Here is a 13,768-nt window from a genome sequence, read left to right on the forward strand (position 1 = left end):
ACTAAGCTATGTTCCTGATAAATAACCCATTTATCAGGAACATTTATTCCTCACCATACCACAACCGCTAAAAATTAATTTGCAGCCCTGTTGACTCAGGGTCAGTTACATGCGATTTTTCACATATGTTATTTTTCGGATATGTTTATGAACCCTTGTAAGTTTTATAAGTGCCTCGCCGACGACACTCGCTTGAAATCCATCATGCTGATCCAGCAAGCAGATGAAGCCTGTGTTTGTGACCTGATGGCGGCGTTAGAGCTTGACCAACCCAAGACCTCTCGTCACCTTGCTGAGCTTAGAAAATGCGGCATTCTACAAGACGATCGCCGTGGTAAATGGGTCTATTACCGCTTGCACCCTGAACTGCCTGAATGGGCAAAGTCGGTTATTAACGAAACCGCTCAACACAATAAAGATTACTACCAAGCGGCACTGGACAAACTTTTATCCTGCAAATTATCAGCCAATAACTGCTGCTAATACTTGCTTACGTATTATGGAGAACACAATGTCATCAACTGAAAACAGTTTACCGAACATCGCTCAAGAGCAACTTAACATCCCTAGCCATGAGCAATTTGCTGTCACCCCAAGCACCCACAAACCGCGTATTTTGTTGCTCTACGGATCACTGCGTGAGCGCTCTTATAGCCGTCTGGTGGTTGAAGAATCGGCACGTTTATTAACCCAGTTTGGGGCCGAGGTAAAAATCTTTAACCCAGCAGGCTTGCCGCAACCAGATTCAGAAGATGAGCAACACCCAAAAGTACAAGAGCTGCGCGAGCTAATGATGTGGTCTGAAGGCCAAGTTTGGTGCTCACCAGAGCGCCACGGCTCAATGACCAGCATCTTAAAAAGCCAACTGGATTGGATGCCGCTAAGCATCGGCAGTGTACGCCCAACACAAGGTAAAACCCTGGCGGTCATGCAAGTCAGTGGTGGCTCTCAGTCGTTTAACGCAGTAAACCAAATGCGTATTTTAGGTCGTTGGATGCGCATGGTAACGATTCCGAATCAGTCATCCGTGGCTAAGGCATTCCTAGAGTTTGATGAAGAAGGTCGTATGAAGCCTTCCGCTTACTACAATCGCATTGTCGATGTATTAGAAGAACTGATGAAATTCACCCTCTTGGTACGCGATCAAAAGGACTACTTGGTTGACCGTTACTCTGAGCGTGTCGAAACTGCTGAGCAATTAAGCAAACGTGTAAATCAAAAATCTATTTAGGAGCTAACAATGGGATTGTTTGAGCGCTACCTTACGATTTGGGTGGGATTGGCCATCATTGCCGGCATTATCGCCGGCAGTGTGATGCCTGATGTTTTTACCGTCATTGCGGGTTTAGAGTACGCCCACGTTAATTTCGTGATCGCGGTACTCATATGGTTAATGATCTATCCTATGATGGTGCAGATCGATTTTTCGTCTATCAAGGATGTGGGTAAAAGACCCAAAGGTTTATTACTAACCTTGGTCATTAATTGGCTGATCAAGCCTTTTTCAATGGCATTATTGGGCTGGTTGTTTTTCAAGATTCTATTCGCTCAGTGGGTGGACCCTCAAACCGCAAAAGAATACATCGCAGGGATGATTCTTCTTGGTGTAGCGCCCTGTACAGCCATGGTCTTTGTATGGAGCCAAATGACCAAAGGCAATGCAAACTACACCCTGGTACAGGTTTCTATTAACGATATCATTATGATTTTCGCCTTTGCTCCCATCGCAGGTTTCTTGCTCGGCGCTACCGACATCCATGTTCCTTGGGACACCTTGCTGCTGTCCGTTGTTTTGTATGTTCTAGTGCCATTAATTGCCGGCGCGTTAACTCGCAAAGCATTAGACAGCAAGCAAGATCACTCAAGGCTTGATGGATTTTTGCGCACTATGAAACCCTGGTCTATTGTCGGCTTATTGGCGACGGTTGTACTGCTATTCAGCTTTCAATCTGAAATCATCTTAGCCAAGCCACAAGCCATTTTATTAATCGCTATTCCCCTACTAATACAAACTTACGGGATTTTTGCCGTGGCTTATTGGCTGGCTCGTAAGTTTAAATTGCCCCATTCAGAAGCGGCTCCGGCAAGCATGATAGGTACCTCAAACTTTTTCGAGTTGGCTGTCGCAGTGGCCATTTCGCTATTCGGACTTCACTCTGGGGCCGCATTGGCAACGGTAGTCGGTGTGTTAGTGGAAGTGCCCGTGATGCTTTCACTAGTTTGGTTCGCTAATCGCACACGTCATTGGTTTGCTTAAAAGCCCCCTAAAAAGGATTCAGTATCATGATAGTGATTCATCATAACCCCGAATGTGGCACCTCACGCAACGTGCTTAAAACCATCCAAGATGCTGGCTATACGCCAGTGATTATCCCTTATTTAACGGAAGGCTGGAGCAGAGCACAATTATTGGCGTTATTTGCTGCAGCAGACTTAACCCCTAGAACAGCGTTACGTACCACCAAATCACCAGCACAAGAGCTGGGCTTACTGGATGAAAAGGTCACCGATGATGAAATTCTTGAGGCCATGCTAGTACACCCTGTGTTGGTCAATAGACCCATTGTTTGCTCTGAAAAAGGGGTCAAATTATGCCGCCCGAGCGAGCAGGTTCTCGACTTATTAGCACTCTGGCCAGCTGGCCCTTATTACAAAGAAGATGGTGAGCTTATTATCGATGAGCAAGGCCGTAAAGCGTCCTCTAAATAACGCCTAGCGGCTTTTTAAGCGGGCGTATAAAAAAAGAGGTATCGATTTCGATGCCTCTTTTTTGGTTCTACGTAGATGATATTTATGCGCTAAGTTTATGCACTAAGCCTTGAATGCCTAACGCATAACCTTGCACTCCCATGCCGACAACAATGCCTAAGGCAACAGGGGATATATAAGAGTGATGACGAAAAGCTTCACGTGTGTGAACATTGGAAATATGCACTTCGATCACCGGCACATCCGCCCCTTTAATCGCATCATGTAACGCAACCGATGTGTGCGTATAAGCGGCGGGATTGAACACCACGCCTAAGACTTCACCTTCTTTAATTCGACGCCCTGCTTCATGGATATAGTCAATTAACACCCCTTCATGATTAGATTGACGAAAGTCAATTTCATAGCCTAAAGCAGCAGCGGTATCACGACACAAAACCTCCACATCTGAGAGGGTTTCATGACCGTACATATCTGGTTCACGAGTGCCCAACAAATTTAAGTTTGGGCCATTTAATACCATAATGGTAGACATACAAATTTCCTCAACATGCAGAGAATCACACTTAATTGTGCACTCAAAATACCTAGAATCTCTGCATGATTATAAAGTAAATCACAGACCAAGAGACAGGCTTTAAAAAACGCACAAAAATCATCCTATAACCGACCTAGTGAACAAACTATGATCCGCTTGTTTTTGTCATGCCCTTTGACTACGGCGGACAAGAAAACCAAGTATTGGCTCTATTTAAGCCCTCTATAGATTCCCTATATACTATTTGAAAAATAGAGTGCCTATTAAAATCATAAGTTATAAGATGCTTATAAAAGATAAAAAGTAGAAAACAACTGATTAGTTTCAAGCTATTATTTTTTATTTCTTGTTATTCAGTTTTGGTATAGTTATTTATAAAAACAACATACAAGGATCGCAGTGTGGAAATGCAAATTCCTAATTTACGTCACCTTAGAGTGTTTCTCGCGGTTACCGAAAAAAAAAGCATCACGCGCGCTTCTAACAGCATTTTCCTGTCGCAGCCAGCCATCACTCAAGCCATCGCAAAATTAGAGAAACAACTAGGAGCGCCACTTTTTGAGCGCCATTCTGATGGTATGTACCCGACTGTTTCTGGGGAGGTATGGCACAATCGTGTGTCCCGTGCCATCGACCATTTACAAGTAGCGACCCTTGAAATAGTCAAAGAAAATACCCTAAAAGAAGTAACCCCTAAGAACCTCATCAGCTTAATCAGTACCACCCAACTTAAAGCGTTAGTCGCCGTGTGTGAAGTGCAAAACTTCAGTATAGCGAGCCGCAATTTGGCGGTGTCTCAGTCTTCTGTACATCGTGCAGCTCGAGATCTAGAGCGTTTACTGGGCGTGACTTTGTTTGAAAAAAACAGCATCGGTATACTCACAACCAAAGCGGCCAGAATGCTTTCTACTGCGACCAAACTGGCGTTCAGCGAACTGCGTCAAGGCATCTCAGAAATAAACGCATTGCAATGCCGCGATGTCAGTACCATTTCCGTTGGCTGCATGCCGCTTGCTCGTACCACCATCTTGCCGAAGTCGATTCTGCGGTTTAATGATGGCCACCCAGACGTCAACATCAATGTAACCGATGGGCCATATTCAGACCTATTGCATCACTTACGCCAAGGCGACATCGACATGGTGCTTGGCGCCTTACGTTACCCTGCCCCTGCCGACGATGTTATTCAAGAAGAATTATGGTCACCGGCGCTGTCAATTGTGGCTCGAAAAGACCACCCTTTAATGGAAAAAACGCAGCTATCTGCAGAAGATTTAGCACGCTATGCTTGGGTCGTGCCAGCCAAATCCACCCCCACTCGTCAGGCTTTTGAAGCTCTGTTTAACGATGCTAATGTGGCACCTCCAACGCGTATAGTCGAATCTAGCTCGCAGATATTAATTCGTGAATTATTGCTTGAGAGCGACCGATTAACCTTGATTACCGCAAGCCAAGTTGAACGTGAAATCAATATAGGATTACTAAAGAAAGTCGTCTTTTCTTTAGAGCACACTCGCCGCCCCATTGGGCTATGTGTCCGAAAAAGCTGGCTTCCAACTGTCACTCAGTCTCATTTTCTAAGCATGCTAAGAAATGTTTCAGATGATTTTCGCTAAACCTTTCAAAGCTGTCATTGCAAAATTTGAATACCTAACGCGGTTTATCGATTATTCCCTTACCTATCCCAATGCTAGATTGGTAAGCAATTAAAAAAACAAAGATCTAGTAAGCCCCATATCAACTTACCTTATTGCTGCTTACCTAGCTTTGATCATTTTCCACGCTCAGGAGTAGACTATGAAAATTTGTATCGCTGGCGCATCCGGTGCTTTTGGCATGAAACATATGGATGCGATTGCCGCTATAGAAGGAGCTGAGGTGGTCTCTGTTGTTGGTACCAAAATAGAAGCGATAAAAGCCTTCGCGACAGAACGTGGTGTACCACACTACACAACGGACCTAACTGAAAGTCTCGCCCGTGACGATGTCGATGCGGTGATATTGGCTACTCCAACCCAGCTTCATGCAGCGCAAACCATTCAGTGTTTAGAGGCAGGCAAACATGTCATGTCTGAAATTCCAATGGCAGACAACATTGAAGATGCTCGCCGTGTTGTCGCGCTAAAAAAAGCAACCGGTCTAGTGGCAATGGCTGGTCATACTCGCCGCTTTAACCCCTCTCACCAGTGGATCCAAAATAAGATCAAAGCTGGTGAGCTTAAGGTCCAACAAATGGACGTACAAACTTACTTTTTCCGCCGCTCTAATAAAAACGCGTTAGGCAAAGCTCGCTCTTGGACAGATCATTTGCTTTGGCACCATGCATGCCATACGGTCGATTTATTTCAATACCAAACGTCTCAAACGGCGAGTAAAGTACAAGCACTGCAAGGCCCTATTCATCCAGAGCTTGGTATTGCCATGGACATGAGCATTGGTATGAAAGTCCCAAGCGGCGCCATTTGCACACTCTCGCTGTCATTCAACAATGATGGCCCTTTTGGCACCTTTTTTCGCTATATCTGTGACAAGGGCACCTATCTTGCTCGTTATGATGACCTTTATGATGGCAACGATAACAAAATAGACTTGTCGGATGTTGCCGTGTCTAACAACGGCATTGAACTGCAAGATCGTGAATTTATTGCCGCTATTCAAGAAGGTCGAACCCCTAACGCTTGTGTAACCCAAGCCATTGAGGCGATGGAAACCTTGCATCGCCTTGAGCAATGCCTAGAAGACTAAAACAAGCTTTTTTTACGGGATAGGGAGCAGTCGCTCCCTGTTTTCGCTTTACCGCGCTATGATAGTCACACAAGCTATGGGCGTTTTGCTCAATCATTCAATACAGCACAACTAACCCCATAAAACAGCCCGTTACTTTGCCCAGCATCAAACAAGAAAGTAGCGGCATCACTGCGAGTAATAGACGAGGTAGCTATGTCTAAACATCCCCACCTAAGCAACCCCAGTATTGGCTTAGGCTGTATGAACCTTTCCCACGCCTACGGCTCCCCCCTGTCAGAAGAGGCTGCTATTAAAGCCTTACAAGCTGCTTTTGAAATGGGCTATCGTCATTTCGATACGGCAACTTTATACGGTGCAGGAAAAAACGAGCAATTAGTTGGTAAAGCGTTAAAAAGCCAACGTGACGAGTTTTTCCTTGCTAGTAAATGCGGCATGGAGATGCTGGATGGCAAACGAGTCATCAATGGCCGTCCGGAAACCCTACGCCGCCAATGTGAAAATAGCCTAAAACGATTACAAACCGAGCACATCGATTTGTACTATTTGCATCGTATGGACCCAGATGTTCCTATTGAAGAGAGCGTGGGAGCTCTGGGCGATCTAGTAAAAGAGGGAAAAATTGGTGGCATTGGCTTATCTGAAGTATCAGCAAGCATAGTGAAACGAGCTCATAAGGAGTCAGCACTGACCGCGCTACAGACCGAATATTCTCTCTGGACGCGCAACCCAGAAATAGCCGTGCTGGAAACAACACAAGCACTCGATATTAGCTTTGTTGCATTTAGCCCAGTCGCGCGTGGTTATTTATGTGGTGAGCTGACGGATATCTCAACATTAGAAGCCAATGATATTCGCAACAGCATGCCGCGCTTTAGTGCCGAAAACTACCCAAAAAACATGGCGCTACTGCAAGACTTTTTAGCGATGGCAAAAGACCTTGGCTGCACTCCAGCACAATTGGCACTTGCTTGGGTGCGTAGCAAAGGAGAGCATATCGTGCCCATTCCTGGGACACGTTCAATCTCTCATATGCAAGACAACCTGAACGCCAGCAGCCTCACTCTAAATGCGCAGCAATGCTCCGAACTGGATGAAATGATCCACCAAGGCAATGTCTCTGGTGCGCGCTATAATGCCGCTGCACAAGCAGATGTCAGCACAGAAGAGTTTGCTTAAATAGCCAATCAGCACATGGAATAAAAAAACGCGCCATCAACAATGGCGCGTTTTTATTTTCCATGCTGTGTCAAGATGCACAGGGTAAGGCCGCAATACTCGCAGAGTATTTAAACAATTTCGATGAGCATCTCGCCAGGTGTCACACGGTCGCCTTTTGCGACACAAACGGTTTTCACTGTACCTGCAACATTCGCATGCACTTCCGTTTCCATCTTCATTGCCTCTGTTACCAGTACCGCCTGCCCCGCGGTTACCGTGTCACCTTCAGCAACCAATACATCGATAATATTGCCCGGCATAGCCGCACTCACATGGCCAGGCTCTGTCGCTTTCGAACGACCACTGCCACCTTCAGAAATGTATTCATTTAAAGATTCGAACACCACTTCTTCTGGCATTCCATCAAGGGACAAATACAGCTTACGTTTACCAGCGCCAAAATCCCCTACTCCAGTAATTTCAACGTCATACACTTCACCATGCACATCGATCTTAAACTCAGTAGCAAGACCACCCGGTGCAGCTGCAGAGCTGGCTTGTTCTGGTGGTAATAAGGCTTCTGGCTCTAATGTGCCATCGGCACGCTGTTGCAAAAACTCACGTCCCAACTCTGGAAACATAGCAAAAGTAAGAACGTCTTCTTCTGATGTTGCCAACTCACCAATCTCTTTGCGCAATTTGTACAACTCAGGCGTTAAAGAGTCCGCTGGACGGCTTTCATTGACACTCTCATTCCCCACCGCTTTCTTTTGTATTTCACTATTAACTGTAGCTGGCGGTTGGCCGTAGCCACCTAATAGGTAGCGTTTTACTTCATTTGTGATGGTTTTATAACGCTGGCCTGCCAAGACATTATATACCGCTTGAGTGCCCACAATTTGTGAGGTCGGTGTGACCAATGGCGGGAAACCAAGGTCTTCACGGACGCGAGGAATCTCGGCAAATACATCGCGAATTTTGTCTAGCGCATTTTGCTCTTTAAGCTGATTGGCCAAGTTCGACATCATGCCGCCCGGCACTTGGTTAATCTGCACCGACACATCTTCACGGGTAAATTCACTTTCAAACTGATGGTATTTTTTGCGTACTTCACGGAAGTAGTCCGCTATTTCAGACAATAAAGTCAGATCCAAGCCCGTGTCATAATCCGTCCCTTTCAATGCCGCAACTTGGGATTCTGTCGCCGGATGGCTCGTACCACCAGCAAAAGAAGAAATTGCCGTATCAATACGATCCGCACCCGCTTCCACGGCTTTTAGCTGACACAAAGGAGCCAAGCCAGAAGTAGAGTGTCCGTGCACGGCAAGCGGTAAATCCACCGCCGCCTTAATGGCTTTGACCAAATCGTAGGTCGCATAAGGTGTTAACAGCCCCGCCATATCCTTGATCGCAATTGAATCTGCGCCCATGGCTTGCATGGCTTTTGCTTGCTCAACAAACAGTTCAGCATTGTGTACTGGACTGGTTGTATAACAAATCGTGCCTTGAGCATGCTTACCCGCTTTTTTAACCGCTTTCATGGCGGTTTCTATGTTGCGTAAGTCATTTAATGCATCAAACACACGGAACACATCTACGCCGTTATCTGCGGCTTTTTGTACAAAAGTTTCAACCACGTCATCGGCGTAATGGCGATAGCCTAATAAGTTCTGACCACGCAGCAACATTTGCAAACGGGTATTGGGCAATGCTGCCTTTAGTTGGCGTAAACGCTCCCAAGGGTCTTCTTTTAAAAATCGCACACAAGCATCAAACGTCGCGCCACCCCATACTTCTAGAGACCAGAAACCCACTTGATCGAGTTTTTCACAAATTGGCAGCATATCTTCGGTACGCATACGTGTCGCAATAAGTGATTGATGTGCATCACGCAGAGTAACGTCCGTGATTTCTACTTTTGTTTTGTTAACTTGACTCATGTTCCTTCCTCCTGCGGATTATCGACCAAGATGTGCGGCAAGGGCCGCAGCTAATACAAGCGCAATATCGCTTGGGTGACGTTTTACGGAATAATTTAATAACTCTGGATGTGCAGGCACAAAACCTGTGTTGAACTCACCTTTAATGAAATCTGGGTGTTTTAAGATTTCCTGGTAATAGTTCGCAGTGGTTTTAATGCCATGCAAACGCATGTCGTCGATAGCACGACGCCCACGGGCAATCATTTCTTCCCAAGTCAGCGCCCAAACCACCAGCTTCAAGCACATAGAGTCGAAATAGGGGGGGATTTCATAGCCGGTGTAAATCGCCGTATCTACTCGAACCCCTGGACCACCCGGTGCATAGTAGTGAGTAATGCGCCCAAAACTCGGTAAAAAATCGTTTTTCGGGTCTTCTGCATTGATCCGAAACTGCATGGCATAACCGGAATAACTGATGTCTTCCTGACGGAAACTCAGCGGCAATCCAGACGCGATTCGCAGCTGCTCGCGTACGATATCCACACCGGTAATTTGCTCCGTGATGGTATGTTCTACCTGCACACGAGTATTCATTTCCATGAAGTAGATTTCATTACCAGACAACAAAAACTCGACCGTTCCGGCATTTTCATAACCCACGGCTTCTGCGGCGGTTACCGCTAAATTACCTATGTATTGACGTTGCTCTGGTGTTAATTGTGGACTCGGAGCAATTTCGATCAATTTCTGGTTACGCCGTTGTATCGAGCAATCTCGCTCGTATAGATGGATAGCGTTACCTTGAGAATCAGCCAATATTTGCACTTCAATGTGACAAGGATCAACAATGCATTTTTCCAGAAAGACTTCTGCCGAACCGAACGCTTTTGTCGCCTCAGAAATAACTCGAGGATATTGACTCGTCAATTCTTCAGGGGTGTCACAACGGCGAATACCACGACCGCCACCACCTGAGGTGGCCTTGATCATCACCGGATAGCCAAATTTGTTCGCCAGCTGCAAGGCTTCATCAAGGTCTTTTAAGTTACCTTCAGAACCTGGAGTAACAGGAACTCCCGCCGCTCGCATGCTGTCGCGGGCTTGGGTTTTATCACCCATTTTGTTGATTACGCTAGATTTGGGTCCAATGAAAACAATGCCTTTTTGTTCACACAGTTCGGCAAAATGCGCGTTCTCAGACAAAAAACCATAACCTGGGTGGATCGCATCACACCCTGTTTCTACGGCCAAATTGACAATGCGCAGAGGATCCAAATAACCAGCGAGAGGGTCATCGCCCAACGAATAGGATTCATCCGCACGCTTAACATGCAATGCATAACGATCCGGCTCGGTGAAAATAGCCACTGAGCGAATATCGGACTCTGAACATGCACGTATTATACGAACCGCGATTTCACCACGGTTAGCGATCAACACTTTCTTCAACATGGGTCACTCCTTAACTTGGTGAAGTTTTAGCCTACTTAAAGAAATACAAAAGTAAAAATTGATATTTCAAAGGTTATCTATAAGGTATACGTGATGAATAAAAACAAAAATGAGGAGAAATATGGCGTCTTCCGTTCAAAATCTAGCCAACCGTCTAACTTTTAGACAGCTTCAGGTATTTAACAGTGTTTACGAATTAAATAGTTACAGCCGTGCTGGCGACATGCTTGGCTTGAGCCAACCTGCTGTCAGCAATCAAATTCGCCAACTAGAACAAGCCATCGAACAACCTCTGTTCGAGTATGTTGGTCGTCAGCTGTACAGCACGGCCATCGCTAAACGTTTAGCCGAGTGTACTTTTGCCATTTTTAATGAAGTGCAACGCTTTCAAAATGACCTAGGCGCCGAAAGCGGATTAGTGTCTGGGGAATTGAAACTGGTGGCGGTGAGCACAGCCCAATACATTGTGCCTTATTTGCTAAAAGCCTATAGCAGTCTACATCCAAACGTCACCATTTTTCTCGATGTCGTGAACCGTACTCAAGCGATTGAACGGCTCGAAAAAAATCGCGACGAGCTGACGATTATGGGCATGGTGCCAAACGATAAACCCATGTTAAGTATTCCTTTTTTGGGTAATGAGATGATCCCAGTTGTGCCCAAGGGACACCCATTGTTAAACCAGCAGGACCCAGTCACATTAAGTCAGTTTCTGGAACACACCTTGCTACTTAGAGAGCCGGGCTCAGGCAGTCGATTAGCGTTAGAGCTACACTGTCAGAAACAACGAGTTCGCTTTCAAAATGAAATGATCATGGGGTCAAATGATGCCATTAAGCATTCAGTGATCGCAGGACTTGGAGTTGCGGTGCTGCCACGCCTAGGTGTACTGCCAGAACTAACCTTGGGCTCCTTAGTAGAGCTCCCTATTAAAGATTTTCCGCTACGTCGCTCTTGGTGTTTGGTTAACCCTCAAGGTCAACATCCCACCCCAACCATGCGCTCTTTTATTGATTATGTGCAGCAAAACATCGGCCAATTTGAGTCCATGTTTCAACGCATCCAGACTCAGTAACCAGAAGCCGAGCCCATTGCCCATAAGTGGGCTCCGGCGAGGGCGCGCCATGGTGCATAATCAGCCAACCATTGCTCAGTCGCTTTGGCATCCATTACTGTCGGAGTCGCCAGTAAACTGGATAAATGACGACGTACCGCCACATCACCGTGCAATGACCCATCTAGCCAGCCAAAGCCCCTCAGTAAACCATAACTGACAGTCCAAGGCCCGATTCCTTTCAACGCCAGAAGTTGCTTGCTAAAAGCACCAATGATGGTGTGATCGAGCTGACTAGGCCAAACCAGTTTTTGCTGACAAATATGTTCAGCCAATAACAGCAATGTCGCTGCTTTGCTGTTTGACAGGCCACTCGCTTGTAAGCTCTCTGGTGTGGCGTGTTGCAGTGACTCAGCCGTTGGATAACACAATAAACCGCTAGAGTGCTCCATACCAAACGTTTGAATAAAACGCCGCCGTATTGAAATTGCCGCCTTGACACTGATTTGCTGACCAATAATAGCCCAGCTAAACGCCTCAAAGGGGGAAGCACTTTGCGGAATGCGCAGTCCTTTCTGCTGCTGCACTAAATGGGAAAAGGGCGTATTTTGACGGCTACAAAACCTCTCAAACGCCTCTATTCTCTGATCCAGACCCAACATATGATCAGCTAATTGCGATAATTTAGCGCTGTCTATCGACGCTTTTTCAGCATCGCAGTGTAAGCTAACCTGCACTCGATTTACGTCATTGAAATCAAAACAAAGACGCGCAGGATAAGCGCCCCAAATAAGCCCCTTTTCAATGACATTATCAGCATATCGCTCTGCCACCTCATGCTCATCTCGATGATGGAAAGCAATAAAGTCTTGCTTATTAAAGTCGCTCGGCAGAGCTTTGAACAAGGGATTGGTCATTCTTTGTTTCCTGCGACAAGGCTCGGCGCAGTTGATTCTCGCTCTAATAAACTGTGTTTACGCTCCACTCCCCAGCGGTAACCTGCTAAGCCACCACCTTTACGAATAACTCGATGACAGGGTATCAGCAAAGCGACTTTATTTGCCGCGCATGCCGTGGCCACAGCTCTCACTGAATTTGGTCTGCCTAATAACTCCGCCACCTCACTATAGGTTCGCGTTTCTCCTCGCGGAATCATTTGCAACGCTTGCCATACCTGTTGCTGAAAAGCAGTCCCCTTTATATCCAAAGGCAAAGCATCTGAACCAACAGCAGCCGAATTAGCCTGAGCTATCACTGCCTCAAACCAAGCCTTCCAAGTTTTTGAAGAAGACTTTATATCTGTTTCCTGCAAACCAACATTCTGCAAACACGCTGTGCCAACTTGCCCCTCTAACTCAGCCAGTAGTGCTTCCTTATCATCTCCTAGACTGACCGCACATATTCCCTTTTCGGTTGCTGCCATAAGACAAAAGCCAAGTTCGGTTGGCACTATTTGATAAAATACCGTTTGCTGTTGCCCCTTAAGCTGATCAGAGGGCGTTGTTGTTACTCTTGCCATACCCATTTTATGTACCTCTGAATAATAATGACCCGTTGAAGCGAAACCAGCTTGATAGGCGGCTTGAGTGATGTTTTTTGATTCAGCTAACGCCATTTTCATGCGCCGTATCCTCACTTGTCTTGCGTAAGATTTAGGACTCACGCCTACTTCAGCTCGAAAAACTCGTTGTAGATAGCACGGACTCCAGCCAACCCTTTGAGATAATGTCGCTAAAGTTAGCTGCGCCTCTTCAACTTCGATAATACGACATACCGTTCTGATTTTTTCTTGTTTTAGCGTATCACTGACTTCTGGGCGGCAGCGTTTACAGGCTCTAAAACCCGCTGACTTTGCATCGCAAGCCTGATCAAAAAAACGAATGTTTTCCAGCAAAGGCTGACGTGAAGAGCAATCTGGACGGCAGAAAATTCCCGTCGATAGCACACCATAAAAAAAATGCCCTACTGCTAATGAGTCGCGGTGCCGAATCGCCAAATACTTTGCTTGGGAAGTCTGATAGTGGTGCATTGAATTATGATCCCCCATTTACTCTGAGTACCATTAATAAGATGAGTATCAGCATAATCCGTTCTGTTTTATTCGGCACTCTAAATCTTGTTCTGTAATTGTAAGTAACTAGGCTCTTCCAAAAAAACAAACTCTACTCTTGATACTCTCATACACTT

At 45.9% G+C, this 13,768-nt stretch carries 13 protein-coding genes; 8 read left to right on the forward strand and 5 right to left on the reverse strand.

Annotated elements, in window-relative coordinates:
• Positions 1-147: 147 nt before the first annotated feature.
• The 4 genes from DFP81_RS06450 to arsC are packed head-to-tail and all read left to right on the forward strand — an operon-like array spanning position 148 to position 2,709.
• The gene (locus DFP81_RS06450) at positions 148-483 is read left to right on the forward strand and encodes a metalloregulator ArsR/SmtB family transcription factor (protein ID WP_115896935.1); all 336 of its coding nucleotides are present in this window, start codon (positions 148-150) and stop codon (positions 481-483) included.
• Positions 484-511: 28 nt separating this feature from the next.
• Entirely contained in the window at positions 512-1,231 is a 720-nt protein-coding gene (gene arsH, locus DFP81_RS06455) for an arsenical resistance protein ArsH (RefSeq protein ID WP_115896936.1), read from the forward strand.
• A 9-nt stretch (positions 1,232-1,240) separates the two neighbouring features.
• Positions 1,241-2,257, forward strand: a complete 1,017-nt coding sequence (arsB, locus tag DFP81_RS06460) for an ACR3 family arsenite efflux transporter (protein ID WP_115896937.1) — start codon at positions 1,241-1,243, stop codon at positions 2,255-2,257.
• Between the two features lie 26 nt (positions 2,258-2,283).
• Complete coding sequence (arsC, locus tag DFP81_RS06465) at positions 2,284-2,709, forward strand: arsenate reductase (glutaredoxin) (protein ID WP_115896938.1); 426 nt, start codon at positions 2,284-2,286, stop codon at positions 2,707-2,709.
• 82 nt (positions 2,710-2,791) lie between these two features.
• On the opposite strand, the gene aroQ is transcribed toward arsC, so the two are convergent.
• Positions 2,792-3,244 (reverse strand): type II 3-dehydroquinate dehydratase, encoded by a 453-nt coding sequence (aroQ, locus tag DFP81_RS06470; RefSeq protein WP_115896939.1) that lies wholly within the window; start codon positions 3,242-3,244, stop codon positions 2,792-2,794.
• Positions 3,245-3,654: 410 nt separating this feature from the next.
• Here aroQ and DFP81_RS06475 point away from each other — a divergent pair, with 410 nt between their 5' ends.
• The 3 genes from DFP81_RS06475 (at position 3,655) to DFP81_RS06485 (ending at position 7,171) form a co-directional block, all read left to right on the forward strand.
• Positions 3,655-4,863 (forward strand): LysR family transcriptional regulator, encoded by a 1,209-nt coding sequence (locus DFP81_RS06475; RefSeq protein WP_245959105.1) that lies wholly within the window; start codon positions 3,655-3,657, stop codon positions 4,861-4,863.
• Between the two features lie 181 nt (positions 4,864-5,044).
• Positions 5,045-5,992 carry a Gfo/Idh/MocA family oxidoreductase gene (locus DFP81_RS06480; protein WP_115896941.1) on the forward strand — a complete coding sequence of 316 codons (948 nt, stop codon included), beginning with the start codon at positions 5,045-5,047 and terminating at the stop codon, positions 5,990-5,992.
• Positions 5,993-6,187: 195 nt separating this feature from the next.
• A complete protein-coding gene (locus DFP81_RS06485) occupies positions 6,188-7,171 on the forward strand; it encodes an aldo/keto reductase (protein WP_115896942.1) in 984 nt (327 codons plus the stop codon).
• Between the two features lie 110 nt (positions 7,172-7,281).
• Here DFP81_RS06485 and oadA read toward each other — a convergent pair whose 3' ends face one another.
• Both oadA and DFP81_RS06495 read right to left on the reverse strand, forming a co-directional pair.
• Entirely contained in the window at positions 7,282-9,093 is a 1,812-nt protein-coding gene (gene oadA, locus DFP81_RS06490) for a sodium-extruding oxaloacetate decarboxylase subunit alpha (RefSeq protein ID WP_115896943.1), read from the reverse strand.
• Between the two features lie 18 nt (positions 9,094-9,111).
• On the reverse strand, positions 9,112-10,527 hold the full coding sequence (locus DFP81_RS06495) for an acetyl-CoA carboxylase biotin carboxylase subunit (RefSeq protein WP_115896944.1): 1,416 nt from the start codon (positions 10,525-10,527) through the stop codon (positions 9,112-9,114).
• Positions 10,528-10,648: 121 nt separating this feature from the next.
• Between DFP81_RS06495 and DFP81_RS06500 the strand changes: the two genes are divergently transcribed.
• Positions 10,649-11,602 carry a LysR family transcriptional regulator gene (locus DFP81_RS06500; RefSeq protein ID WP_115896945.1) on the forward strand — a complete coding sequence of 318 codons (954 nt, stop codon included), beginning with the start codon at positions 10,649-10,651 and terminating at the stop codon, positions 11,600-11,602.
• Here DFP81_RS06500 and DFP81_RS06505 read toward each other — a convergent pair.
• Together DFP81_RS06505 and ada are read right to left on the reverse strand one after the other, a co-directional pair.
• Entirely contained in the window at positions 11,596-12,498 is a 903-nt protein-coding gene (locus DFP81_RS06505) for a DNA-3-methyladenine glycosylase family protein (protein ID WP_115896946.1), read from the reverse strand. The two genes, DFP81_RS06500 and DFP81_RS06505, sit on opposite strands and share 7 nt — an antisense overlap.
• Positions 12,495-13,610: a bifunctional DNA-binding transcriptional regulator/O6-methylguanine-DNA methyltransferase Ada gene (gene ada, locus DFP81_RS06510; RefSeq protein ID WP_181903049.1), complete on the reverse strand. Its 1,116-nt coding sequence runs from the start codon at positions 13,608-13,610 to the stop codon at positions 12,495-12,497. Before ada ends, DFP81_RS06505 begins: the two co-directional genes overlap by 4 nt.
• Positions 13,611-13,768 lie beyond the last annotated feature (158 nt).

This window comes from Marinomonas pollencensis, from assembly GCF_003387375.1.
Taxonomy (GTDB): Bacteria; Pseudomonadota; Gammaproteobacteria; order Pseudomonadales; family Marinomonadaceae; genus Marinomonas; species Marinomonas pollencensis.